Source organism: Paenibacillus sp. JNUCC 35 (assembly GCF_058269095.1).
Window position 1 is genome coordinate 948,261 of the sequence record NZ_CM177771.1, and the last position, 26,740, is coordinate 975,000.

The 26,740-nt window shown below is 55.5% G+C and carries 18 protein-coding genes and 1 riboswitch (1 of these 19 running past the window's edge); of the genes, 15 read left to right on the top strand and 3 right to left on the bottom strand.

Annotation, left to right across the window (positions count from 1 at the left end; genetic code table 11):
* Positions 1-7: 7 nt before the first annotated feature.
* A complete protein-coding gene (locus AC2TF6_RS04350; protein ID WP_491310052.1) occupies positions 8-1,774 on the top strand; it encodes a sensor histidine kinase in 1,767 nt (588 codons plus the stop codon).
* 302 nt (positions 1,775-2,076) lie between these two features.
* Here AC2TF6_RS04350 and AC2TF6_RS04355 read toward each other — a convergent pair whose 3' ends face one another.
* A complete protein-coding gene (locus AC2TF6_RS04355; protein WP_491310053.1) occupies positions 2,077-3,387 on the bottom strand; it encodes a glutamate-1-semialdehyde 2,1-aminomutase in 1,311 nt (436 codons plus the stop codon).
* Between the two features lie 124 nt (positions 3,388-3,511).
* Positions 3,512-4,600 carry an LCP family protein gene (locus AC2TF6_RS04360; RefSeq protein WP_491310054.1) on the bottom strand — a complete coding sequence of 363 codons (1,089 nt, stop codon included), beginning with the start codon at positions 4,598-4,600 and terminating at the stop codon, positions 3,512-3,514.
* Between the two features lie 275 nt (positions 4,601-4,875).
* On the opposite strand from AC2TF6_RS04360, the gene AC2TF6_RS04365 reads away from it, so the two are divergent.
* The 5 genes from AC2TF6_RS04365 (at position 4,876) to bcp (ending at position 9,060) form a co-directional block, all read left to right on the top strand.
* The gene (locus AC2TF6_RS04365; protein ID WP_491310055.1) at positions 4,876-5,958 is read left to right on the top strand and encodes an ABC transporter ATP-binding protein; all 1,083 of its coding nucleotides are present in this window, start codon (positions 4,876-4,878) and stop codon (positions 5,956-5,958) included.
* Positions 5,951-6,745, top strand: a complete 795-nt coding sequence (locus AC2TF6_RS04370; RefSeq protein WP_491310056.1) for an ABC transporter permease — start codon at positions 5,951-5,953, stop codon at positions 6,743-6,745. Before AC2TF6_RS04365 ends, AC2TF6_RS04370 begins: the two co-directional genes overlap by 8 nt.
* A 3-nt stretch (positions 6,746-6,748) precedes the next feature.
* The gene (locus tag AC2TF6_RS04375) at positions 6,749-7,534 is read left to right on the top strand and encodes an ABC transporter permease (protein ID WP_491310057.1); all 786 of its coding nucleotides are present in this window, start codon (positions 6,749-6,751) and stop codon (positions 7,532-7,534) included.
* A gap of 152 nt (positions 7,535-7,686) precedes the next feature.
* Positions 7,687-8,424, top strand: coding sequence for a hypothetical protein (locus AC2TF6_RS04380; protein ID WP_491310058.1), 738 nt, complete (start codon positions 7,687-7,689; stop codon positions 8,422-8,424).
* A gap of 171 nt (positions 8,425-8,595) precedes the next feature.
* Complete coding sequence (gene bcp / locus AC2TF6_RS04385) at positions 8,596-9,060, top strand: thioredoxin-dependent thiol peroxidase (protein ID WP_491310059.1); 465 nt, start codon at positions 8,596-8,598, stop codon at positions 9,058-9,060.
* Positions 9,061-9,127: 67 nt separating this feature from the next.
* Here the strand turns inward: bcp and AC2TF6_RS04390 are convergent, their stop codons facing one another.
* Positions 9,128-10,288 (bottom strand): Gfo/Idh/MocA family protein, encoded by a 1,161-nt coding sequence (locus AC2TF6_RS04390; protein ID WP_491310060.1) that lies wholly within the window; start codon positions 10,286-10,288, stop codon positions 9,128-9,130.
* Between the two features lie 162 nt (positions 10,289-10,450).
* Here AC2TF6_RS04390 and AC2TF6_RS04395 point away from each other — a divergent pair, with 162 nt between their 5' ends.
* From AC2TF6_RS04395 to AC2TF6_RS04435, 9 genes are all read left to right on the top strand, one after another.
* Entirely contained in the window at positions 10,451-11,221 is a 771-nt protein-coding gene (locus AC2TF6_RS04395) for a nucleotidyltransferase domain-containing protein (RefSeq protein ID WP_491310061.1), read from the top strand.
* Positions 11,222-11,368: 147 nt separating this feature from the next.
* On the top strand, positions 11,369-12,736 hold the full coding sequence (locus tag AC2TF6_RS04400; RefSeq protein ID WP_491310062.1) for a polysaccharide deacetylase family protein: 1,368 nt from the start codon (positions 11,369-11,371) through the stop codon (positions 12,734-12,736).
* Positions 12,737-12,808: 72 nt separating this feature from the next.
* A complete protein-coding gene (locus AC2TF6_RS04405) occupies positions 12,809-13,789 on the top strand; it encodes an AAA family ATPase (protein WP_491310063.1) in 981 nt (326 codons plus the stop codon).
* 9 nt (positions 13,790-13,798) lie between these two features.
* Positions 13,799-15,640, top strand: coding sequence for a DUF58 domain-containing protein (locus AC2TF6_RS04410; RefSeq protein WP_491310064.1), 1,842 nt, complete (start codon positions 13,799-13,801; stop codon positions 15,638-15,640).
* A complete protein-coding gene (locus tag AC2TF6_RS04415) occupies positions 15,627-18,569 on the top strand; it encodes a DUF4129 domain-containing transglutaminase family protein (RefSeq protein WP_491310065.1) in 2,943 nt (980 codons plus the stop codon). The genes AC2TF6_RS04410 and AC2TF6_RS04415 overlap by 14 nt, the downstream gene beginning before the upstream one ends.
* A 64-nt stretch (positions 18,570-18,633) precedes the next feature.
* Positions 18,634-20,178, top strand: coding sequence for a glutamine-hydrolyzing GMP synthase (gene guaA / locus AC2TF6_RS04420; RefSeq protein WP_491310066.1), 1,545 nt, complete (start codon positions 18,634-18,636; stop codon positions 20,176-20,178).
* Positions 20,179-20,349: 171 nt separating this feature from the next.
* Positions 20,350-20,449, top strand: a riboswitch (purine riboswitch).
* Between the two features lie 186 nt (positions 20,450-20,635).
* Entirely contained in the window at positions 20,636-22,042 is a 1,407-nt protein-coding gene (locus AC2TF6_RS04425) for an NCS2 family permease (RefSeq protein WP_491310067.1), read from the top strand.
* A 296-nt stretch (positions 22,043-22,338) separates the two neighbouring features.
* Positions 22,339-23,613, top strand: a complete 1,275-nt coding sequence (locus AC2TF6_RS04430) for an S-layer homology domain-containing protein (protein ID WP_491310068.1) — start codon at positions 22,339-22,341, stop codon at positions 23,611-23,613.
* A 194-nt stretch (positions 23,614-23,807) separates the two neighbouring features.
* A protein-coding gene (locus AC2TF6_RS04435) for a DUF5704 domain-containing protein (protein ID WP_491310069.1) crosses the window boundary here: on the top strand, positions 23,808-26,740 show its 5' portion. It continues 445 nt past the right edge of the window; the window shows 2,933 of its 3,378 coding nt (coding positions 1-2,933); its start codon is at positions 23,808-23,810; the stop codon falls past the right edge of the window.

Sequence of the window (26,740 nt, forward strand, 5' to 3'; positions counted from 1 at the left end):
GGAACGGATGAAACCGGAAGAGCGCCGGCGGTTCGTTCCGTTCGGCTATAAGCTCATGCTTTCGTACGCGCTCTGTATTCTCGTGCCGGTGATCATTGTAGGCTCGTTCGCGGTTTCTACTTTGGTAAAGTCGGTGCGTGAGCAGGCGGAGAGCAGCGTACAGGGCACGATGAGACAGATCAGGGACAATATCCAGTACAAAATCGAAGATATGAGACGTCTGACGAATATGATTTACGGGGATACGACGCTGGCCAAGCATTTGAAGCATTACGAGGAAGGCTGGGTCAGCTACGATGCGACGACGTCTTACCTGCTTCCCAAAATGATGCAGACCATTCAATCGAGCAGCCTCAGGCTGTGGCTATCCGTCTATCTGCACAATGAAATCCTGCCGGAAGTATACTACAACCACGAGAATATCGATCCCCTCATGACGGTAGGAAAGCTGTACGAGCTCTATCATATGAACCGGATTGAGAACGCCGACTGGTATAAAAGTTTCCCGCCCGAGCGCTACGGAACGACGATGCAGTGGCGGCAGATTGAGGACGACGCGAAGTTCGGCCGCCTTTCTTTGCTGCGCAGAATCGTGGATACGACGAACGGGGTGGAGCTGAGGGAAATCGGTTTCATCCGGGTTACCGCCCATCTGCAGGATCTTTTTGAAAGTGTGGATTACACGAAAGTCGGGGAAGGCAGCGCCATTTACATCGTCGGTCCCCAGGGTGACATTCTTTATTCGTCGGCGGCCGATCCAAACATGACGGGCAAGACATGGAATGAATCGTGGACCCGGAATCATCTCGTGCTGCGCCAGCCTCTGGAAGGTCTGGAGTGGAGCGTGGTTTCGCTCGTTCCGACCGCGATCATGGAACAGGATGCCGACAAAGTGCGGATGCTGACGGCGATCGTGTGCCTGATTTCCGTGCTGGTTATTTTTTTCGTGGGCTGGATGTTTTCACGGTTCTTCTCTAAAAGGGTGACCAAAATCGTCTCCGTCCTGCACGCGTTCAGGGAAGGGGAATTCCGCAAGCGGATGGCGTACGAAGGACGGGACGAATTCGCCCAGATTGCGGCCGCGCTGAACGATATGGGGCAGCACACGGAAGGGCTCATAAGGGAAGTTTATCTCACGAACCTTCAGAAAAAAGAGGCGGAGCTGGAATCGCTGCAGGCGCAGATCAACCCGCACTTTCTGTATAACACCTTATCGTCGATCAGCCGCCTGGCCCGGTTTGGCGATATCGACAAGCTTCACCGAATGGTGATCGGACTGGCGAAATTTTACCGGCTGACGCTGAACGACGGACGGACCTTCATCCCGCTGAGCAAGGAGCTGGAACAGGTTCAGGCTTATGTGGACATTCAATCGATCAAGTACGGCGACCGTATGGAAGTCCTCTTCGATATCCAGCCGGAAGTGAACCGGTACGATACGGTGAAGCTCATCGTGCAGCCTTTTATCGAAAATGCGCTTCAGCACGCCTGGTGCGGCGATCATATTCACATCCGGATCAGCGGGGAAATTATCGGCGACGATATTCATCTGAAAATCATCGATGACGGCAACGGCATCCCGCAGGACCGGTTCCGCAAGCTTTTCGATCCTCTGGCCGAGGTGGAATCCGGTTACGGCATCCGCAATGTGGACCAGCGGATCAAGCTTCATTTCGGCAAAAAGTACGGCGTCTCGCTGGCAAGCCGGCCCGGAATCGGCACTGCCGTGCTGCTGCGCATACCGACCTATAAGCACAAGAAGAACCGAGAGTGACTCTGCTAAAAAAGCTCCCGTCCTGCATAAGCAGAGCGGGAGCTTTTGGTATAGGGATGGTTGCGCAAGCGAAGCGGCCTCTGTGAACGGCGGAGGCTGGGCCTCACGCTACGGTGCGCACCGCAGCGAGCGTAAGGCGGCGCTTACGGCGCGGATGGAGCGGCCGCTTGAGCCGATGTCCGGCTTTTCGTGCACGCGGATACGAAGCTCCGGCCTGCGCCGGCATCACAAATGCGACGGACAAGAGACGGAGCCAGGGCTGCGAGGAGACGTCGTAAGAACGACTCTTCCGCCCCGGAGCATCAGCCCAGCAGGCGGAAGGCCTCGTCGGCCGCCTGCAGCGTGCGGGCTACGTCTTCGTCGGTGTGCGCGGTGGTCAGGAACCACGCCTCGTACTTCGACGGCGCGAGATTGATGCCGCGCTCCAGCATGAGCCGGAAGAAGCGGCCGAACCGCTCGCCGTCCGTGTCCTGCGCCTCGTCGTAGTTCGTGACCGGATGGTCGCAGAAGTGCGTCGAGATCGCGCCGGCGATGCGGTTCACGGTCAGCGCGACGCCGTGGCGGGAGGCCGACTCGCGGAGGCCTCCCGCCAGCTTCGCGCCGAGCTGCTCGAGGCGCTCGTACGTGCCGGGCTGCCTCAGCACCTCGAGGCAGGCGATGCCGGCGGAGATGGAGGCGGGGTTGCCCGCCATCGTGCCGGCCTGGTACGCGGGTCCGAGCGGAGCGACCTGCTCCATCACTTCCTTACGGCCGCCGTATGCGCCGATCGGCAGACCGCCGCCGATGATTTTGCCGAGCGCCGTAAGGTCGGGCTCGATCTCCTCGGGCCGGCTGTTCAGGCCCGCGTAAGTTTGCGCCGTTCCGTAGTGGAAACGGAACGCGGTTATCACCTCGTCGTAGATGACGAGGGAGCCGTTTGCGCGCGCGGCGGCGCAGAGTCCTTCGAGGAAGCCCGGCTTCGGCATCACCATGCCGAAGTTGCCGACGATGGGCTCAACCATCACCGCGGCGATGTCGCCGCCCCAGCGCGCCAGGGCTTCTTCCAGTGCCGGGATGTCGTTGAACGGCACGGTGATGACCTCCTGCGCGATGGAAGCGGGGACGCCGGCGCTGTCGGGCGTGCCCAGCGTGGACGGGCCGGAGCCGGCCGCGACGAGCACGAGATCGGAATGGCCGTGGTAGCAGCCGGCGAATTTGATGATCTTCGTGCGGCCGGTGTAAGCCCTCGCCACGCGGATGGTCGTCATGACGGCTTCCGTGCCGGAGTTGACGAATCGGACTTTGTCCAGCGACGGAATGGCTTCCTTCAGCATCCGGGCGAAGGTGATTTCAAGTTCCGTCGGAGTGCCATAGAGCGTGCCGCTGCGGGCGGCGCGGATGATGGCTTCGGTCACATGCGGATGGGCGTGTCCCGTAATAATCGGTCCGTAAGCGGCTAGATAGTCGATGTATCGGTTATCGTCCTCGTCCCAGAAGTAGGCGCCTTCCGCACGCTTCATAAATACGGGAGCGCCGCCTCCGACCGCTTTGAACGAACGGGAAGGGCTGTTGACTCCACCGACGATATGCTGGAGCGCTTCTTCATGGAGCTTTTCGGAACGTGTATGATTCATGGCTTTGTAACTCCTTTGTTTATGTAGTTGGATCGTGTCCTCTATAGCCTATCACCGAATGGCGGAGGCCGGGAAGAAAAATAACGTGCCGTCTCCCCGGAGGAGACGGTCACGTTAGAAAGCTTTACTGCCTGGTGTTCTTGTTGGCGCCGGAGGTTTCGGAAGACGAGCTTCCTGAATTGCCGCCGGACGTGCTGCTTCCCGAGCCGGTGCCTGTACCGGTTCCTGTGCCTGCTGCGGGAACGTCCGTCATGCCGTCGAATACATCGTCAATGTAGCGCTTGAGCTTCGTCTTGTCGACGGAGAGGACCTGTGCCCCGCTGATTCTGCGTTCGACGACCAGGTTTTCCGGCGGAAGCTGGATGCTCTGAATGCCTTTGGCTCTCGCGTCGAAGGCAAGCCCGCCGAGTTTCAGCATATCCCCAAATGACATGTTCGTATTGATGTAAGGCTCCATGCCCTTCAAAATGGAAGGTAGTTTAAGAATGGATTGCGTACTCTGCATTTTGTCGGCTACTGCCGTCAAAAATTTGCGCTGGCGTTCCGTACGGGCGTAGTCGGACTGGGCGTCGTGGCGGAACCTGACGTACTGCAGAGCGGTCTGGCCGTCCAGATGCTGCATGCCCTTTTTCAAATTAATATCGAATACGTGTCCGTCCGCGGCATCGGTGTACTTCATGTCCTTCTCGACTTCGAGGTCGATTCCGCCGATGGCGTCCACAAGGGCGATAAACCCTTTGAAATCCGTGTACAAGTAGTACTGGATCGGAATCCCGGTCAGCTCGCTGACGGTTTTCATCGCCAGATTGGGCCCCCCGATGGTGAAAGCGGAATTGATGCGCCCTTCATCGTTGCCGGGGATCTTGACCCAGGTATCCCGGAGAATAGACATCAGGGAGGCCTTCTTGGTCACGGGATCGATGGAGGCGATCATGAGCGTATCGGAGCGCGGCGGCTCCCCGTTCTCTACGCCCCTGGAGTCCGCGCCGAGCAGAAGCACGTTCACGCGCCCGGTTCCCTCCCAGACCGGAGGCTTATAGTCGTCCCCCTGGTACTTCTTATCAAATCCCTGGATTGCGTCTTTATTGTTAATGTTATCGGCGAAGCTGTATATGCTGTAAGCAAAATAGCCTGCGGTGCAGATCAGGGCGAAAATAATCCCGACAATCAGCATCCGCCACGGTCTTACCCGTCTTTTTTGGGGCTTCGGCATGTGAGTTCATTCCCTTTCCATCTATAAAATAGGCGTTGTCTGTACATGATTAACTGGATATCCGGCTGCTGAAACAAGGCTTCCGTATTCCCGCGATTTGTACCGGAGCCGCCTCCGGGTATTTTTACAAAAAGCTCTTTTGTTGTATGATGAGGGGTGGGAATGGCGAACTCATGTATTTCATTATAGGGGCAACTTCTTCTCTGCCGCAAGTTACACATGAATTCACAGGGCTTTCAAACTTTCCCAGTCCAACTAAACAGCAGGAGGAAAACATGCCAGCCATCGAAGTGAGAGATCTTCGCAAAGAGTTCCGCGTGCAGAAAAGCAGAAGCGGGCTCAAAGGAGCGTTTCGCGATCTGTTCGACCGTGAATATAACCAGGTTACGGCCGTTAAAGATATCAGTTTTGAAATCCCCGAGGGAGAGATTTGCGGCTATATCGGAGAGAACGGCGCCGGCAAATCGACGACGATCAAGATGCTCACGGGCATTCTCGTTCCCACTTCGGGCCATCTTCAAGTGAACGGATATATCCCCTACAAGGACCGCGAAGCTTTTGTCAAAGGCATCGGGGTCGTTTTCGGCCAGAGGAGCCAGCTGTGGTGGGATATCGGCGTCATCGAATCGTTCCAGCTGCTTAAGAAAGTATATCGGGTTCCGGAAAACGATTTTAAAGCGCGGCTGGACGAGCTGTCCGACCGGCTCCAGCTCGGCGAGCTGCTCAGCCGGCCGGTCCGGAAGCTGAGTCTCGGTCAGCGGATGCGCTGCGAGCTTGCGGCTTCGCTGCTGCACAACCCCGCGATCGTTTTCCTGGACGAGCCTACGATCGGGCTCGATATCGTAGTGAAAACCGAGATCCGCGAGTTCCTGAAATCGCTGAACCAGCGATACGGGACGACCATTCTGCTTACCACGCACGATCTTCAAGATATCGAAGCCCTATGTTCAAGGGTCATCATGCTGGACGACGGACGCATCATTTACGACGGCGGTCTCGATCAGTTGAAGGAGACGTGGGGCAAAGGCAAGGAAGTGGTGCTGCAGTTCAACGACCCGGTGCCTCTTGAAAGTCTGAAGCTGCTCACGGAAGGTCTGGACGTGACCTGGGAGCAGGACAGCTCGCTGGACGCCCGTGTGTTCATCCCGCAGCGGAGCGCCAACGTGTCCGACGTTCTGGCGCGGATCGTCGGTGTCGTCCGGATCGCGGATATCCGCATCCTGGAAACGAATACCGACGATATCGTCCGCGAGATTTACAAATCCGGTTCGGCCGAAGTCCGGAAGCCGTCCGCGCCGGAAGCGGGGGAGCCGGGCAGCGGGGCCGAAGAGGATAAAGGAGCGGTGCCGCATGTATAAGGCTTATGTGGAGCTGATCCGCATCCGGTTCATAACCATGCTCGCCTACCGGGTTAACTATTACAGCGGCATCCTGGTGTACGCGCTCAACATCGGTTCCTACTATTTCCTGTGGAAGGCGATTTACGGCAGTCAGGAAACGCTTGGCGGCCAGACGCTGGGACAGATGACGACGTATATCGTGGTGTCCTGGATGAGCCGCGCTTTTTACTTCAATAACCTGGACCGGGAAATCGCGAATGAAATCCGGGACGGGAGCGTCGCGATCCAGTTTATCCGTCCTTACAATTATGTCGTGTACAAAATGATGCAGGGCCTCGGAGAAGGCTTGTTCCGGTTCCTTCTCTTTACGACGCCGGGTCTCGTGATCGTCTCACTTTTGTTCCCGGTCGAGCTGCCGACGGATCTATCCTTGTGGCTTGTCTATCTGCTCATGCTGCTGTTCGCTTTCTTAATCAATTCCCAGATTAATATTATGACGGGATTGTCCGCGTTTTTCCTGGAAAACAGCGAGGGTATGATGCGGATGAAGCGGGTGGCGGTCGATCTGTTCTCCGGGCTGATTCTGCCGATCACTATGTTCCCCGGCTGGACGGCGAAGCTCCTGGAATGGCTGCCGTTCCAGGCTATTACGTATTTGCCCGGTTCGGTGATTACCGGCAAAATGACCGGAAGCGCCGTATGGCAGGCGGTTTCGATTCAAATCATCTGGTTCGTCGCGCTTCTTGTGCCGATTGCCTTCATGTGGCATAAAGCAAGAACCCGGCTGTTCGTGCAGGGGGGTTAACGCATGTTCTATTTATCGCTTATTCTGGATTACCTGAAAAATTATTTGAAAACCAGGCTGACCTACCGCTCGGATTTCTGGATCGAGGTCGTTTCGGATTTGCTGTTCAACGGGTTGAACCTCGTGTTTATTCTCGTCGTTTTCCAGCAGACCGCGCTTCTCGGAGACTGGAACCGCGATCAGATTCTGTTCGTATACGGCTTCTTTATGATCCCGTACGGATTGTTCTCGACGATTTTCAATTTGTGGAATTTCAGCGAGCGCTATATCGTCAAAGGGGAAATGGACCGCATTCTGACCCGTCCGGCCCACAGCCTGTGGCAGGTTATGCTGGAGAACATGGACCCGGCCTCCCTGTTCAGCGCTCTAGCCGGACTGGTCGTGATGATCTACTCGTGGGGCCAGCTCGATTTGCCGGTCCACTGGAGCGATCCGTTAGTGATGCTGATGATGGTCGTGTCCGGCGTGCTGATTTACGGCGGCATTTACGTCTCGCTGAGCGCGCTTGCGTTCTTTTCCGATTCGCCGACCGGCATTATGCCTCTAATCTGGAACATCCAGAACTACGGGCGGTATCCGGTCACGATCTACAACAAGCTGCTTCGCGGTATTCTGACGTGGATTCTGCCGTTCGCATTCGTCGGGTTTTATCCGGCGGCTTATTTCCTGGATCCGCTCAATTGGAAGGGCTTCGCCCTGCTGACGCCGGTCATGGGGATCATTTTCATTACGATCGGCCTGAGCGTGTGGAACATCGGGGTCAAGCGCTACCGGGGGGCGGGGTCCTGATTCGGCGGGTGAGAGGAAGCTGCCACAATTTTCAGGTTGCTTTCAGCAAAGTTTTAGCTGCCGCTAAGCTTGGCGTAAAAGTTCCGTCATAATTCCTGCCTATACTTGGGATGTAGCATAAACAAGCCCCCATTTGAAAGGTGGAAATAAGAATGAATAAAACCCGCAGCCAATTGATGGTATCCACGTTGACCGCAGCACTTCTGCTTGGCGGAGGAGCGGCTCTTTCCAGCCAGGTATTCGCAGCCGACAGCACCGATTCGGGTCAAACGTCGACTCAGCAGTCGGCGCCATTCAAGCATGACGGCAAGGACCGCAAACCTTTCGGACAATTCGGCGGTCCGGGATCTTACCTGAAAGATGCGGCAGCCGTTCTCGGTCTGGAAGAAAACGCCTTGATCACCGAGCTGAAAGCGGGCAAATCCCTGGCTCAGCTGGCCGAAGCTCAAGGCATCAGCCAGGCGGACCTGGTGAAGAAGCTGGTGGAAGCTTCCACGAAAGAGATTGATGCCAAAGTAACCGAAGGCAAAATCGACAGCACGAAGGCGGCCGAACTGAAAGCGGACCTTCAAAAACGCATCGAGAATGCCGTCACAACTACCGGCTTCAAAGACTTTAAAGGCGGCAAGCACGGCCGCGGCGGCGGCTTTGTAGATCCGGAGAAGCTTGCGGCTATCCTCGGCATTACCAAGGAAGAGCTGAAAACGCAGCAGGAAGCCGGTAAAACCGTCGCCGAGATTGCGTCGGCCAAAGGTATCACAAGAGAGCAGCTTCTTGAGAAGCTGAAAACAGAGCTGACTCCTTCGCTGGAGAAGTTTATCGACGCGAAGAAGGGTGATAAGCCTCAGAAGAAAAACCAGAAACAAGCCCAGACGGAGCAAGCCGAGTAAGAACGGCGGCATGCAGCAAGCAATACAGTCAAGGGAATGAAAGAAAGACCGGCAGCGGACAACGCTGCCGGTCTTTTTGCGTAACAGGCTTGAACTCGATTTCCAATGAATCCGTTAGATGAGTATAATGGAAACTAATGCAAAAACGACGAACCGAAGGAGGCTCCCGATATGAGTATAAACACGGGGCAGCAAGCACCGGATTTCGAACTGCCGGCCAACAACGGGCAGCAGGTGAAATTGTCCGATTTTAAAGGGAAGAAAGTGGTCCTGTATTTCTATCCGAAAGACATGACGCCGGCCTGCACGACCCAGGCGTGTGATTTCAGGGACAAGCATACGGAATTCGAATCTTTAAACGCCGTCATTCTGGGCGTCAGCACGGATTCTCTGAAACGGCACGAGAAATTTATCGACAAGTACAGCCTGCCCTTCCTGCTGCTGGCCGATGAAGACCACGCGGTAGCCGAGATCTACGGGGTCTGGAAAGAGAAGAGCATGTACGGCAAGACGTTTATGGGTATCGAACGCTCGACGTTTCTCATCGACGAAGAAGGCATCCTTGTCAAGGAATGGCGCAAGGTCAAAGTGAAAGGCCATATTGAGGAAGCACTGGCTTATCTGAAGGAACACTAAGCGGTTTTGAAGAAACCCGCTTGCATACTTGGACAGCGGGAGAAGAGCGGAAGAAGAGGGCGGTAACTTACACGTCCACCCATCGCTGGCGCTCATGGCTTTGCAGAACCGCTTCGACGATTCTCATCACGCCGCAAGCCTGATTGAACGTAGCGAATTTGGAGCTCGTTTCATCCGTCTGGCGCGCTCTGCGCTTGCTGATGAGAGAGTAGTAGTCGAGCAGCAGGTTTTTAAGCGCATCGGGCCAGCCTTCTTCATGACCGCCGGGATAATGGGTGATGGAGGCGGCCTGGGAGCTCATCAGGCTGGCATCGCGCATCTGGATCTGATTGGGCACATCACGGGAGCCGATCCACAGCCGGTTCGCTTCCTCCTGGTCCCAGCGCAGGGCGCCTTTTTCGGCGGAAATCTCGAAATACAGCTTGTTTTTACGGCCGGGACTGACCTGGGAGATGCAGAAGACGCCTTTGGTGCCGTCCTCGAACCGGACCAGAATGGACCCGAAATCCTCGGTGTCCACCTCAACGCGTTCGCAATCCTCCGGCTTAGGCGCGGCGTTCGTGAACGTGGCCTGCTCGTCCTTGGGCTTATACCGTACGGGATGGACGATTCCGAGGTCCGCGAAGACCGACACGATCCGGGTGCCCAGCACGTACTGGACGGTATCGCACCAATGGGAGCCGATGTCCGCCACCGCCCGTGAGGGCCCGTTCAGGCGCGAATCCATGCGCCAGTTATAATCTGTCTCGTACAGCAGCCAGTCCTGGAGGTACCCGCCCAGCACATAGTGCGGCTTGCCGTATGTCCGGGAAGCGATCTGCTGCTTGATTTCCTCGACGAGGGGATAGTGGCGGTAAATAAACGCCACGCCGGCGACGAGATCTTTTTCCCGCGCAAGCTTCTGGAGTTCATCCGACTCCTCGACGGTAACGGAGAGCGGTTTTTCGGACAAGACGTGTTTGCCGGCAAGCAGAGCCGCCTTATTGAACGTGTAGTGCAGATGATTGGGCGTGCAGTTGTGTACAACGTCGATATCTGGGTCCTGGATAATCTCCATGGCGTCTCCGTAATACATGGGGATCCGGTAGCGGGCCGCCGCTTCCTCCGCATGCGACAGCCGTGAAGAAGCAATCGCGACGACTTGAACCGAAGGCACCCGCTGGAGGGCCTCGATGTGGGCCATGGCCGAGAATCCGGTCCCGATCACGCCGACTTTAATATCTCCCATTCGTTTCACCTCTTTAATTAGTCTGGTTTGCGGTTAACTGCGCTAACGTTTAGCTCCCTGGAACAGGCGGCAGGTTACAGATTAAGCTTTTAATCTGCTTTTACCCCAAAAAGCGCCGGATTGATTGAAGAACTGAAAAATTTCGGAAACCGGAGGGCTTTTATGGAAGCGGTCATACGTGAAAAATTAAAAGAAATCGAAGAGAACGAGCAGGTAAAAGTCTTGTTTGCCATTGAGTCGGGAAGCCGCGCCTGGGGATTTCCTTCCAGGGACAGCGACTATGACGTGCGGTTTGTTTATGTCCGCAGACCCGAATGGTATCTTTCCATCGACGACAAAAGAGACGTGATCGAAGTGCCGATCAACGAGATGCTTGATATTAACGGCTGGGATATCCGGAAAGCGCTGAAGCTGTTCCGCAAATCGAATCCGCCTCTTATGGAATGGCTGATTTCGGATATCGTCTATCACGAAGCTTACGGATTCAAGGAAGAGATGCTCCGCCTCCGCAGCGAGGTATTCTCGCCCAAGGCGTCGCTTCATCATTATCTGAGCATGGCGAAGGGCAATTTCCGGGAATACCTCCAAAGGGACCAGGTCCGGATCAAAAAATATTTCTACGTGCTCCGTCCGATTTTGGCCTGCAAATGGATCGAGGAAAACGACACGACCCCGCCTATTCTTTTTCAGGAGCTGGTAGATAGGCTTCTGCCCGAATCCGGGTTGAGAGATCAGATAAATGAGCTTTTAAGGAGAAAAATAGCCGGGGAAGAACTGGATCTCGAAGCGAGGGTCGAGGAGATCCACGCGTTCATCGGGAAAGAGATCGAGCATCTGACCAAGGTGGCCGCGGCAAGCACGGCGGAACTGACGGACCCGACGCCCCTGCTTGACGATGTATACCGCCGCTATTTGACCCTCGTATGGAAATAAAGTGCTAGATTTATCTATCCGCATACCGCTTAATTACGGGAGCCTGGCGTCAGCCGGGCTCTTTTTTACGTGCAAAAGCATACCCCCGGCAACTCTCTCATATACTCTATCAGCAGCCAAATGATTGAATAATGCGGAGGGATTGTCATGCTGAAAACGAAGTTGTCCCACTTTCGCTTCACCCGGATCGCTCTTATCCTTCTCCTTATTTTCGTTGTATTTCCGTCCATACAGCCTGCGTACAGAGCTTATGCGGCCGAAGCGGACGGCGATCCGGCAGAGAGTATTTACGAAGCGCTTATAAGCGGGCAGAAGGTCGCCTCGGACCGGCCCTACGCTGTTCCTGACAAACCGACGGTCTATTTGACGTTCGACGACGGACCGAGCAAATATACACCGGAAGTGCTGGATATTTTGCGAAAAGAAGGAATCCCCGCCACATTTTTTGTCGTCGGAGAGCACGTGGAGGAAAATCCGAAGATGGTCAAGCGGATCGTCACCGAAGGCCACGCGCTTGGCAACCACAGCTACGATCATACCTACAAGAAGCTGTACTCGGATTACAAAGGCTTCTGGAAGCAGGTCGAGCAGACCGACAGGGCTATCGAGAAAGCGGCCGGTTTCCGGACCGGTTTGATGCGGGCACCCGGCGGAACCGCCGAGAATTTCGATGCCTTCTACTTCTACTACATGAAGGAAGCGGGCTACACGCTGTTCGATTGGGATATCGACAGCGAGGACTCCAAACGGACGGGCGTTCCCGCGGCGGAAATTATCCGCTCGATCCGTAAAGCTCCGCTTAAGCATGAGCTGACGGTTTTGTTTCATGACGGGACCGGGCACAAGGAAACGGTAAAAGCGCTCCCGGAAGTTATCCGGTACTTCAGGGACAAGGGCTATACCTTCGCGAGGCTGGACGATCAGGTGAAGCCCGCCCAGTTCCCCGTCCGCAAAGCCGGGCGGTGGCACCGGAGCGCACCCGGCGAAGCGGAATTCGCCCGGACGGCTGCGGCGATGAGAGACTGGGCCGCTTCCGTTTCCGGCGGGCGCGCGCCTGTCCCGTCCGGCGAAGAAGCGGCCGTGGGAGCGGGGGGCTCCATCCGGCCCCGGCAGGCGGAGCCGCAGCTTCCTCTGACGCTGACCGTAGACGGCAGAAGGACGGTGCTTCCCCCCGAGCAGGCTCTTTTCCGGGAGGAGCGGCTCGAAGTGCCGCTGCGAGTGCTTGCGCAGCAGATGGGGGCCAAGGTCAGCTGGGACCAGGCGGCCTCCACAGCGAGCGTCGACTACGGGTTCACCCGGCTGGACTACAATCTGCGCGACTATACCTTGTCGGTGCGCCTATGGGCCGGGGTGACGGCCGTCTATCATCTGCCCAATATGCGTCTTCTCGACGGGAGTCTCTATGTCCCTCTGAGGAAGACAGTAGAGCTGCTGGGCGGCGACATACTAGACTATCACGCGGACGAAAGCGGGAGAGAAGTGACGATTTCCGGCGGAACCGCTCTTTTTTCCTAGCAAACTGCAAGTCTATTTCCATAGAGAACGGGGAACACTGGGAATATATCATTTCACTAGGAGGCTTTCCCCGTGATTTCCAATCGGACGTTCTTATTTGACCAGCCCCATACTCTTCTTCAAAAAGTAGTCGATCAAGTCGCCAAAGTCGTTGTCGGCAAACGGGATGTGATCGAGAAAAGCGTCATTGCCATGCTGTGCGGAGGCCATGTTCTTCTGGAAGATGTGCCGGGCGTAGGCAAAACGCTGCTTGTCCGCAGTCTGGCGGCCACGGTAGGCTGCGGCTGTAAAAGAATTCAATGCACGCCGGATTTAATGCCGTCGGATATTACGGGAGTTTCCGTATTCCAGCCGCAAACCGCCGCATTCGAATTCAGGCCGGGACCGATTATGAATCCGGTCGTTCTGGCCGATGAACTGAATCGCGCGCTGCCGAGGACACAGGCGGCTTTCCTGGAAGCGATGGAGGAGCGCAGCGTAACCGTGGACGGTGTCACCTACGAGCTTCCGAAGCCCTTCCTGCTGCTCGCCACGCAAAATCCGCTCGATCATGAAGGGACGTATCCCATTCCCGAAGCGCAGTTGGACCGCTTCCTGATGAAGCTGTCGCTCGGCTATCCGGAGCACGGAGACGAAGTCGGCATGCTGGAGCAGCAGCTTCAGCGGCGTTCGCCCGACAGCTTGAGGCCTGTTTTGCTGCAGGAAGAATGGGCGCAGCTGCAGAACGAGGCCGCCACGGTCAACGTCGACGAGTCCCTGCGCGAATATATCGTAAGCCTCGCCGGGGCCACGCGGAGGCATCCCGATCTGCGGCTCGGGGCCAGTCCCCGCGCATCCGCGGCCTTGATGCGGGCCGCTCAGGCCAGAGCGCTGATGCAGGGCCGCCGCTACGTCGTGCCCGACGACATCAAATGCCTGGCCGTGCCCGTTTTCGCCCATCGGCTGCTGCCCTCGACGGACGCGCTTATCGGCGGCAGGACCCCGCAGGCTGCGGTCGAAGCGGCCGTCGCTTCCGTGCCGATTCCCGTGCTGCGTTTTGCGGCTGTCCGCTAGGAGGACGCCATGATGAAATCTTGGCTGAATCTGGCGGGAACCGTCGCGGGAGCGTTAGGGGCGCACGTTCTTTACCTCGCTGCCGGGGGACTGGTTCCTCTGATCATCGAGTGCCTGCTCTGGGCGAATGCGGTCTCCGGCGCTTCCGTCCTTTTCTTCACGCTTAACGGTGCGGAGGTTTCCCGCAGGCTCGGGGCGCCCCGGCTTTTTGCCGGTCAGAACGTGGAAGTGAAGCTTGAAGTGACTCAGCGCTCTCTGCTGCCCGTATGCTGGATGGTGGTCCGCGAGCACTGGGTGCATGAGGGACGGGAAGAGAGCAGCTGCAAGTCGCTGCTTTGTTTTCCCTGGACCGCGCCGACTGTATCACTTTCATACAGCCTGGATGAGGTGGGACGGGGACAGTATGTTTTGGAACGGACAGAGCTGCTTTGCGGGGATTTGTTCGGGCTGTTCACCAAAAGGCGCGTCGTGAAAACAGAAGCCGCCTTCACGGTCTACCCGGCGCCTGAATCATTCGGGCTGCGCGGAGTGCCGGGGGCGGAAAGCGAAAGCAGGGGGAAGCCGTCCCGGCACCTCCGTACAACCGGCATGTCTGCCGGCATACGGGCCTATGCCGAGGGAGATCCCATGTCATGGATCGACTGGAAAGCGACCGCCCGTACAGGCTCGCTGCAGACGCAGGTGCGTTCCGGGGTGGTTAAACCGTCCCGGATTATCGTGCTCGACACGGAGCCGGGCTGCGGAGGAGCGGACACCGGGTGCGAATGCGGGCATTCGGCGGGCAAGGGCGCCAAAGGCGGGAAGAGTGCAAGAAGCGCAAAAAAAGGCAAGAACGGGAGCAAAGACTGGAGCGGTACGAGCAGGGAGAGCGATAGATCCGGGGAAAGCGGCCGGGGTGAGAAGCTCGGCAGCCCGACCGGGACGTTAGTTCCAAATTCGGAAGACCGGAACTACCCGGATGGAACGGATGAACATCCGCAAGCAGACCGCCGCCGACTCGCTTTCGGCAAAAGCAAACATATCCGCGGCAAGCGCTCGGCATCCGGCCCATGTGGTCTGGGACAGGCCATGCTGGAGAAGCGGATCCGCCTTGCCGCCTACGCCGTCCTTGAACCGGATACGGGAACCGGCGGGATCGTTACGGGGACCTCCTTCCGGGAAAGGGCTGTACTTGCTCAATCGGCGCAGCCGTACAGCTTTCCCGGGTTCCAGGGCGTATCCTCTTTTAACCTGGATAACGGCGCTTCGGCTCCAGTTGCAAACGCGCCTCTGGAACTGCTGGCGGCCGTCCGGGGCGAGACAGGCAAAGGGGTACACATGCTGCGCAAGGAGAATGCTTCCAGAGGCCCGGGCGTTACGCTGCTCTATCTGACTTCACGTTTGGATGAAGCCCTGATTGTCTGTGCCATGGAACTGCTTGCCGCAAGACGGCCTCTGCAGATTGTGTACGTTTCACAATCGCACATGCTTACGTCTCAGGAGCAAAAACGGCTCTCCGTGCTGCGTGAAGCCGGGGTGGAGGCGGCTTGTTTTGCCGCCGCGGAAGATACGGCTGCCGAGGCGCCTGCCGCGGGGTACAAACAAAGCGCGAAAAACTCCGGTTCCCCCGTCAACAAACGAACATTTTTCATGAAAAAACATAAAGCGAAACGAATGAAAGTTCCTGCCTCCGCCGATAATTCCGCGGGAATTCAGGAGATGGAGAAGGCCGGCAGCAACGCTTATCCGGGGGTCGTGTCCCGGTCATCCGGCAGCGCTGATTTTTTTAATGAGCATTTGTCTGTCCCTAACCGCATCGCGGGAGATCAAGAGAAGCCGAAAGAGGGAGGGGCGGAAGATGCAATCGGTTAAAAAATCGCTTATTTCACCCCATAAAGCAGCGGATTCCGGGACTTATTCTGAAAGGAACCAAGCTGCCGGACGCCTCGTTGAAAAACAGGGGGAGATTCCCTGGGTGCGGGACGCTGCGCTGACTGTGATCTGGTATATGCTTCTGCTCGAATGGCTGAGTCCGCTTGCTCTCGGTTCTGCCGAATTCCAGCCTTTCGGCATCGCTCCTTATGCGGTCATGTTCGGATACTTTCTGCTGATTTCAGCCGGCGTGCGTTCCTTTACGCTGTTATGGACACTTAAGCTGGCCGGGATTGCCGCCGTTTCGGGCTATCAGTTTCAAAAAGAGCTGTTTCCTTTCGGCCCTTGGCCGGTCAGACTTTGGGAAACGTTCTTGACTGACCTCGGCTATATGGCATCCGGTCAACTTGGCGCACTTAGCGGATTGACCGAATCGCTGCTGTTTTTGTTAGGGGCGGCCGCTTTTATTTCGGCTTCCCATCAACTGCTGCTGCACCGGCAAAACGGGGCCTGGTTTGCAGCCGCAACCGGCGGTTACTTGATGCTCCTCCAGGTCGGCCTCGGCATCGACACAACGCCCGGTTTGATCCGCACCGGGGCGCTCGGCCTGCTTCTGCTTGCGGGCCTGACCGTTCCCCGTCTGCGGAGACAATTCGGCATCGCCGAAACCGGCCGCGGCGGGTCTTTGCCGTGGATGGGCATCAGTGTCCTTGCTGCAGCGGTTTTCTATGCGGCGGGTACCTGGGCAGCGGGCGAAGCCGGATCAGCGGCAAAAATGAAGCCCCTGAGCTTGTCCGCCACCGCAGACAAGTGGGCTGCGCTTACGCGCGGACATACGGGCTCAGGCGCCGGACAGGCAAACGGCTCATCCTCCTCCCTGAGAATTTCGGGATACGGAGCCGATGATTCCGTGCTGGGCGGTGCGCTGATTTCCGACAACCGGGTTGTGTTTACCGCCCGGACGCCGGTTCTCGCGTATTGGCGCGGGGAAGCCAAGAGCGTCTATGACGGGCGCGGCTGGTCCCAGCCTTCCGGTACGCTCCGTCCGGCATTCCCGGCTTTGTTGGGGCAGACGGAGTCGGCGGGGAGAGATGCGGTTTCTACGGGCGGCGCGTCGCCCGTAGAGGCTGAAGCCGGAGCGGCCGCCGGTAACGGACAGTCTGCGGAGGGAAGTAACACGGCTTCGGTCGATCGCAAAGTCTCTGATGCAGCAGCCGTGAAAGGCCCCTACACCCAGGAGGTCACAGGGATTTCGGGGCAGCTGGGGATGCAGCTGTTTGCCGGAGGTGAAGTGTTGAAGCTGGAAGAAGCCAAAAATACTTCCGGCCAATCCGTTAAGCCGGAGACCCTCTGGCTGAACAACGAAAGCGGGAAAGTTGCCCTACCCGTGACGGATGATCCGCTGCAATCCTACCGTGTGACGGTTAAGCTTTTTGCATTCGGCAGCGGCTGGTCCATGCCCGATCCGGGCCCGCAAGCGTCCGCGATTAAGCCGGTGAGCGACGCCGAGATCAGAAGCGGATTGCGAAGCAGTGGACTTGGAACGGAAAATAGCGGAGATGGTAGAGGGAATGGGGCCGTGGACGAAAATGCCAGCGGTTTGGGGACCGCAGGAGGCGGTTCCGGTTCAAGTAATGGTGGTGGAAACGCTAGTGGTACGGGAACCACAGGTGACTACTCTGGCGCAGCGAATGGCAGCCCGGGAGCCAGCGGCACAAACGTCAGCGGCAGGGGAAGCGCAGGCGAGCATTCTGACACTGTAAGCGGCAGCGAAACAAACGCAGGTTCCGTCAGCAGACCCGGACCCGAGGCGAATGGTGCAAATGCCGACCGTACGGGAAGCGCGGGCGAACGATCCGGCACAGCTGACAGCAGCGAAGTAAATGCGGCGGCTGATAGCCGTACTTCCGCTGCCGGAGGCAACGGCAGCCGCAGTGAAACCGTAGGCGCGGAAGCCGGAAGCCCCGAGCGGAACACGCATGCTTCAACTGCGCTTGCCGAGCCGGAGCCTGCCGAGCTCGCCGCGTACCTCCAGCTCCCAGACCGGCTGCCGCAGCGCGTCCGCGACCTTGCGGAGCGCGTGACCGCCGGAAGCGGGCAGGACCGCCTCGCGGCGGCGCTCGCCCTGGAGCGGTACCTCCGCACGGAGTACCGCTACAGCATGGACAAGCCGACGCTCCCCGCCGCCGGCGAAGACTTTGTCGACCACTTCCTGTTCGTCGACAAGCTGGGGTACTGCGACCATTTCTCGTCGGCCATGGTCGTGATGCTGCGCGCGGCGGGCATTCCCGCCCGCTGGGTCAAAGGCTTCGCCCCCGGCCAAGCGGGAGAACGCGGCCCGGACGGCAGCCTGGCGGTTACCGTCCGCAGCCGCGACGCCCACTCGTGGGCCGAAGCGTACATCCCGGGCGCCGGCTGGCTCGCGTTCGAGCCGACGCCCGGCTTCGCGGCTCCGTCCGGCGCCGGAGCCGAGGCCGTGCCCGCAGCCGTCTCCTCGCCGGAAGAGGAGACGGCTGCTGCGGACACGGCCGGCCCTTGGGCAGCTGAGCTGCTGCCCGCACTTGCCCGGGCGGCCGCGCTGCTCGCTGCGCTGCTCGCTGCGCTGGGCGCGGCCTGGCTGCTGCGGCGCTTTGTCCCGCGCCGCGCATCCGAGGTGCCGCTGCGCAAGAGCGCGGCACTCCGCCGCGGCACGGGCAGCACGGCGCTGATGGAGCGGCTGTGGCTGAAAGTGTTCCGCAGCCACGGTCGCCTCGCCCCGCAGCAGACGCTGCGCGAGTACGTCGCGGGGCTCGCGGGACTTGATCCCCGTCGCCGACGTGCGCTGGAGGAATTTGCCGCTTTGTACGAGGAAGTCCGCTACGACCGCAGCGGCGGCGGGATTATCGGCAAAAGGCGCATTCTGGATCTTTGGAAGCGGATCGAAGGCTAGGGTATGCCTTGATTCATCCGCCTTTGTTATATATAATGATCAAGATTATACTAGGAGGCGGACCATGGATATCCAAAAATCACACGAATTGATTGTCGTTTTAGACTTCGGCGGGCAGTACAATCAGCTGATCGCCAGACGCATTCGCGACCTTGGCGTTTACAGCGAATTGCTCCCTTACAATACTTCAGCGGACAAAATCCGCGAATTGAACCCGAAAGGGATCGTTTTCTCGGGCGGACCGGTCAGCGTATACGGGGAAGGTTCTCCGGTCGTAGACCCTGCCGTGTATGACCTCGGTATTCCGATCATGGGCATTTGCTACGGCATGCAGATGATCGCACACCAGTTGAACGGTAAAGTGGAACGCGCCGCTACGCGCGAATACGGCAAATCGGAAGTTCAATTCCAGTCTCACAGCCGTCTTGCGAAGAACTTGGATTCCAAGCAAGTGGTCTGGATGAGCCATGGCGACCATGTATGCGATCTGCCGGAAGGCTTCGTTCTTGACGCAAGCACCGAAACGTGCCCGATCGCGGCGATGAGCCACCCGGATAAAAACATCGTGGCCGTCCAATTCCACCCGGAAGTCCGTCACTCGGCGCAAGGCAGCGAAATGATCCGCAACTTCATTTTCGATATTTGCGACTGTACGGGCGACTGGAGCATGGAAAGCTTCATCGAAGATACGATTCGCGATATCCGCGAACAAGTCGGCGACCGTAAAGTGCTGTGCGCACTGAGCGGCGGCGTAGATTCTTCCGTTGTGGCCATTTTGATCCACAAAGCAATCGGAGATCAGCTGACCTGTATGTTCATCGACCACGGCCTGCTCCGTAAGGACGAAGCCGAGAGCGTAATGGAGACTTTTGTAGGCAAATTCGATATGCATGTTGTCAAAATCGACGCACGCGACCGCTTCCTGGGCAAACTGTCCGGAGTGAGTGATCCGGAGCAGAAGCGTAAAATTATCGGCAACGAGTTTATCCGCGTTTTCGAAGAAGAATCCGCACAGCTGGGCGATTTCGCTTTCCTCGCCCAGGGCACACTGTACACGGATATTGTCGAGAGCGGCACGGCAACGGCTCACACAATCAAATCTCACCACAACGTAGGCGGACTTCCCGAAGACATGAAGTTCCAGCTTGTCGAGCCTCTTAAGGCGCTCTTCAAGGACGAAGTGCGCAAAGTCGGCGAAGAATGCGGCCTTCCGGGCGCCATCGTTTGGCGTCAGCCGTTCCCGGGCCCGGGTCTTGCGATCCGTGTTCTCGGCGAAGTAACGGAAGAGAAGCTGAAAATCGTCCGCGATTCCGACGCGATCCTTCGCGATGAGATCGCCAAAGCGGGTCTCGACCGCGAGATCTGGCAGTACTTCACGGCTCTTCCTAACATGAAGAGCGTGGGTGTTATGGGCGATGCCCGGACATACTCTTACACAGTAGGCATCCGTGCCGTTACATCCATCGACGGCATGACGGCCGACTGGGCGCGTATCCCTTGGGACATCCTGGAGAAAATCTCCGTGCGGATCGTCAACGAAGTGGAGAACGTTAACCGTATCGTCTACGATGTGACGTCGAAGCCGCCTGCAACAATCGAGTGGGAATAGCATAAAAAGAGCAAGGCCGGGACCCTTACCGAAAGGGCTCCGGCCTTTTTTATCGCCTCCATTTCTCTCCGCCTACATGGAAAAAATCCCGAACATTAACTCTTTTTTGCCAGTTAAATATTCGTTATTCCGTATTGACAAGATCCGATTCGCTTACTAGAATGAAGAAGAATAACAAAATTGAATGCTTTTCGTATAATTCCGGGGATTGGCCCGGAAGTTTCTACGAGGTCACCGTAATGATCTGGCTACGAAAAGAACGTGCAGCCCAGCGGCCTTTGGCGCCTCTTTTTGAAATGGACGATCGCGAATTTGCTCCGGCAAATTAGGGAAGTTTATTTCCAAAGGAAGTGACCGATGACCGTGGGAGCCGCTCTTTCTTGCAACCGGCCCAGGTGATAAAACGTCGCCCGGGCTTTTTGTTGTTCTCATCCAATTTAAGGGGGATTTCGTTGCAATGGATCGTTTTTTTAGATTAAAGGAAAACGGCTCAAACGTACGGACCGAAATTATGGCGGGAATCACCACGTTTATGGCAATGGCTTACGTGCTGGTGATTAACCCGAACATCTTGACCGCTTTCGGCAAAACAGGCATGGAGTGGTATCCCGTGTTTCTCGCGACGGCTCTGGCCGCCGGTATTTTTACCATCGCCATGGGTCTGTTCGTGAACTTTCCGGTCGCTCTGGCGCCGGGTATGGGACTTAACGCGTACTTTGCGACTGTCGTGGTATCCACCGCTTCCACCAACAACCCGATTACTTGGCAGATGGCTCTGACCGCCGTCTTTATCTCGGGGATCATTTTTATCATTCTGACCATTACAAGACTGCGGCAGATGCTGCTCGTCGCGATTCCGGACGGAATCAAGCACGCGATTACGGTGGGGATCGGTCTTTTTATCACCATCGTGGGGTTGAAAAATACCGGCCTTATGACAATTGCGGCTGAAACCGTTAACGATATTCCGAAAGGCCAGTTTACACCGCTTAAGGGCTTCGAAACCGTTATTGAGCTGGGCAGCTTTAAAAGCCCGGACGTGATTATGGCTTTGATCGGCCTCGTCCTGATTTCCATTCTGATGGTGCTCCGTGTACGCGGTGCGATTTTGTTCGGTATCCTGGGCACGACGATTATCGCTCTTCTGATGGGATACGTTGACCTGAGCTCGCTGAACAATCCCCAGACGCCTTGGATTCCGGATCTCGGCCAGCTTAACTTCTGGGAGTTTGATTTTGCCGGTATTATGGGCGTCGGCATCGTATCGGTCATCGTGACCTTTACCTTCGTCGAAATGTTCGACACGTTCGGTACACTTGTAGGTACGGCTAACCGTGCCGGCATCATGAAAAACAAAGAAGAAGGCAACAAACGCGTCGGTAAAGCGATGTTCGTCGATGCTTTTGCGGTGAGCGGCGGCGCCATGCTGGGTACCAGCACCGTAACCGCTTATGTGGAAAGCTCCGCAGGTGTTGCGGAAGGCGGCCGTACCGGTCTGACTTCGCTCACGACGGGCATCCTGTTCATTCTCGCTCTGTTCTTCGCTCCGATTATCGCTTTGATTCCGGGTTCCGCGACAGGCGCGGCCTTGATCGTCGTAGGCGTTCTGATGATGCAGACGGTGCGTGACATCGACTTCCAGGATCTCGTGATCGGGATTCCGGCGTTCCTGACCATCACGTTCATGCCTTTCACTTACAGCATTGCCAACGGTATTTCTCTTGGTATCGTAGGTTATGTCATTCTGGCGGTTATTTCTCAGCTGAGCAGCCGCGTTGAAAAGAAACACAGCATTCACTGGCTCATGTGGGTATTGTTCGTCCTCGTTATCGCGCGCTACGTGTTTATCGGCGTGAGCGGTTAATGGTTTGAAAAGTCCCGGACCGGCCTCGGATTAAATCCGACTGGCCGGTTTTTTTATGTGCATTTATTTGATTTTATTTTCACTATTTCCAAAATTTGATAGATCGTATATACTAGGTTTTGTGCCTTTGTTTTTCCTCATCCCCCTCCCGCTTGTCCCTCTAACTCCTTTCGTGTCCTTTCGTGTCCTTTTTTATCTCTTCCATTGTGGTACCAGTTAAAGCTATTGGTTTACTCTCCATGTTTGTATTTGCTGTGCCTGATTCTATTATTTAACGTGTGAAAAGGGGTTTTTTAATGGTTTTTCTCAGAAAAAACAAAAGTATTTGGGGAGCTGCCATTTTATTTGGGACGGCCGCTTTACTCCTGCATGATGATGCAAAAGCAGTTGGCCTTACGACAGAGATTGCCGCAGCTGTTCCGGTCCGGTCTTTTAGCGATGTAGGTGGGCACTGGGCTGAAACGCTTATCCGCAAGGCAGCCGAGCTTAACCTGGTACAAGGGTACAGCGACGGCACCTTTCACCCGGATGGCAAAATTACGCGTGCCGAATTCGCGGCTATGCTGAACCGGGCTACAAAGCAGAAAACGGACACTACGGCGGCAGAGAACTCCCTTTCCGGCTTGCAAAACCACTGGAGCCAAGCGGAGGTGAACAAGCTTGCTGCTCTCGGCTTTATAGACCTGGGGGACTATAAGGACGGCTTTTCACCCGACCGGGAGCTGACGCGCTACGAGATGATCAAATGGATTTCATCGGGCCTCGCCCAATCGGAACCAAGCTTTAAACAGGCGTTGGAGGACACCAAGGGGACCCTGCTGCCGACTCCCGAAACCTACAAAGGAGGTATTGCCAGCGACCAGATTCCTTACGTAGCGCTCGTAAAGGGGACCGGTATCGTAGACGGGTTTGAAGACAGCACGTTCCGGCTTGCCCAAGCGACCACAAGGGCGGAAGTCTCCGCCATTTTGATGCGTTTTATGGAGGTGGAAGGCAACAAAGCCGAACAATACAAGGGGCTTAACGAGCTTAGAGAGGTTGGGCTGACGGGGTCTAATGTACTTTCTATTACAAAATATTTGTACTCTAAAAATTATAGTAATGAGGAAGCAAGCTTCGATAAAATCCTGAACAAAGAGATAACTCTAAAAAATAATATCGCAACAATGAAAGTTAAAAGAATTATATTTATTGATACCATCGGCACAAAAGCTTCAGGTGTATACGCCCAAATGTTCTTAGATCAAGTTGAAAAGTACCAAAATAACAGATATATTGCTGTTTCTGAAATTTCGATTACCTCAAATTTAGATAAAATTGATCCAAACACCTTAGCTAATGGTATGGGAAATGGCATTACATCTGCTACCCGATTAAGTGATGCTTCAGCTACACGATATGGGATTCCAACAATCCCATTATTATCTGCTGGCTTTTTCCAAAAAGGAGTTGAAAACTCAGTTTGGGTTCTTCAAACAATGCCTAAAATACCGCCAAACAATAGAGAGTACATCTCTTATAGTTTAACAACAGACTCCGGAGAAAACGGTGGGATAATTTTAAGGAAATAATTTAAACGAAAGGAATGGTTCTAATTCTTCAAAGAATTTTATTGGCTATATCTATCTTACTATTAATAACTTCAACAAATTCATTCTCCGAGGTGAAGGCTGCTACTCAACCACCACCCATAATGCAAAAGTCGAGTCCTAAAATTATATATTCAGAACCACGAATAGCTACTCCTGGGGTTTATTGGTACCAATTGGATGCGGGTGGTTTTAGAGTAGACTATTCTGGTGGGCAAAGTGATGTAGGGTGGGATGGAGATTGTTACAATCCGAGACCAGCGTATACTGAAATACCTGATGATGTTAATCTTTCTAAATGGGCGGCTCAGATCTGGAAAGATGAAAGAGGGAAGATCATTCAGGCTGAGAACATTACTAAACCACATTTGGATACGGTTGAATATGAACCCAGTAATTCATACGATCCAGCTAATACAAAGCCAGATATAACTGGCAAAGAAACTGCGTTGATTAGAACCAGTACTGGAGGCAACAAAGTTCCCACATATCTTGAAGAATTTATGAAAAGACCAAATGGATGTCCCAAAATGATTGTTGAATATGACACTCCTGTAATCATCACCTGGGCAGGAGACATCTACGAGGAAAAAGAAATCACCGTAATACCTGACTCGTCCATTTCCGTAGGTCAAAAAGTTCAGCTCCAGGCAAACGTCAAAACAAAGGACTGGGGAGCGAGTGACTGGGGAAAGGAATATGACGTTGCCACCCGAACAACCGAAACCACGTGGAAATCCGAGGACGAAACCATCGCGACTGTGAATGCCTCCGGACAAGTTCAAGGAAAGAAGGCCGGCAAGGTTAAGGTAAGAGCAACTTGGGATAACGGCGATTACCGCATCTCAGATGCTGCTGAAATTACGGTTACGACAGACCCCGGCCTTGTCATCAATCTCCCGAAGCCCGAATTCTGCACCTCCGACTCCTCTCCACAGCAGGCGGAAGCCATATTGACTAAGCCGAACGGCACCTCCTGGCCCCTCCAAAAACACGATAAACTTACTTGGGCCAGTTCCAACCCCTCCATCGCAGCCATTGACCAAACCGGCAAAATCACCCTGAAAGCAGCAGTTGGAGCAACGGAAATCACGGCTCATTTCAAAGATGATCTTCAGCATCTGGATGAGAAGAAATCGGTGACTTTAACGGTCAAAGATTGCGGCTCCTCAGGCGGAGGAAACCCCGGTACGGGAAATCCCCAGCCTCCCGGAGGAACCAACGGATGCAGTCCGGTGATCAATCCGCCGGCTAGAGGCCTCACGCAAAGCGGCTACTCCATGGACCCCCAAGCAAGCGGAATGCTTCGTGCCGACAGGCGCGGTGCCGAAACCTTTAACGTCCTCGAAGGCATCCCCACTTCCGAAAGCCTTTACGCCAATGTACAAAGCCTCCACTACCTCTTTCAAAACAAATTCACCAACATGACCGGAGAGGTCACTTACAGAGTCCCCGTCACCAAAACGTATATATGGACCGTTCCCGTTCCTCCGCCCGGCGTTCCGATCCCCATGAGCCAGACAGTTACTCAAACGATGACCGTCAAGCGTCCTTACGGCTACTGGCAAATCGATAATTTGGAAATTTATCGGTCCGGGCAGGCGCGACTCAGCAACTATGCTCTTGGCGGGTATGGCGGTTCAGTTACCTTGGACGCTAAAAATTACACACCTCCCGTTATAACAAGCACAAATAAAGAAGACGCATCCTCTCACGTACAACCCTCGAACTGCAATTCCGTAAACTTGGGTACCGGCGGAGGCCCGCCTATGAACGAGACCGGCTTGTTTCAAGCTGCTGCGGAAGCTGCGGTCGGCGCTAACAAAGTGAGCAACGATCTTCTGGTGTTCGACGGGGTCACGCTTATGGACAACCGGATTCACGACGCCGCGGCTCCACTGCCCAAGCCTATTCCCGAGCCTGCCAGGTTAGGTGCGGATACTTTTTACGGGACCGGCTACATGATCAGCAAAACACTGGCCAATCGGCAGGCTCAGCCAACAACGGGAACAATCGCGTACACGCTTCTCCCGGGGAATATTAAAGGAGGAGCGGACAAAACCTTCGACATCCCCGGAATCAATCCCGTCACGGTTCACACGCCGGTCATTATGGTGCCTTCGGTTTCCGACGATCAGGCGCATAATCAGAAAACGTCCCCTGCCTACGACCGCTCCGCCCTGATCCTTGACCGTCCTTTTAGCGTAACCGTACCCACAACGGGTCCGCACCGCGGCATCCCGGGTTACGGAATTCGTGATTATGCCAAGTACACCAGGCAGAAACAAGTGTGGTTCCCGTTTGACACTTACGACGCATCTATGAAATTCATACCGAAGCATACGTGGATTGACATACCGGTAGGGCAATTGTCTGCCACGTTTTATATGCCTGTATGGGTCGACGAAGGTCCTTACAGTGTTCTTTTTCGCTCTATTGCGGAAAATGCTCCGGCATCGTTTACGACAGAACCGCAGGCTAACCTAACCTTGACCAATCATGTTGCCACTGATACGGTTCCGGTCGATGTGATCGGACGTCTCTATGATTTTAAAGTGACGGACATCGCAGATTATAATTGGGAAAACGTGTTTCGTACGGCTAAAGGCAGTGCAGCACACACCGGAACGAAATATTGGATAGGGGAAAAAGGTATCGACGGTCAACCACGGCCGACAGGCTATCCCTTCATCCTTCCGATTCATCCGGGAAGCCACCCTGAAGCGGGATATAAGAACATTTCGGTCAAAACAGGCTATCATATCAAGTTTGACCTTAAGACTAAAGGCAACATGTTCGGTTCGGACGATGGTGTGCAGATTACGCCTGCGTTCTATTTCATCTCTAATGAAGGAGGCAAAAGACAGCCCGTTGATTTGTATTATCATGCCGCTAACAAACCTTTTGTCCGTATCGGTTCCGCGCAGGACCAGGAAAAGCGTTTTGTCGTATTAAACGATCGGCTTCGCAATTTGAGCGCGCTGGAGCTTGAGCAGACGGCCGGGTTTCTTTTCGATCAGGCTCCGGGTTCCTTCACGAACCGGGCGGCATTTACGGCCGACTATATAAAGAAGGCGGCCAAGCCGACCTGGGTGGGGACTTATCATTG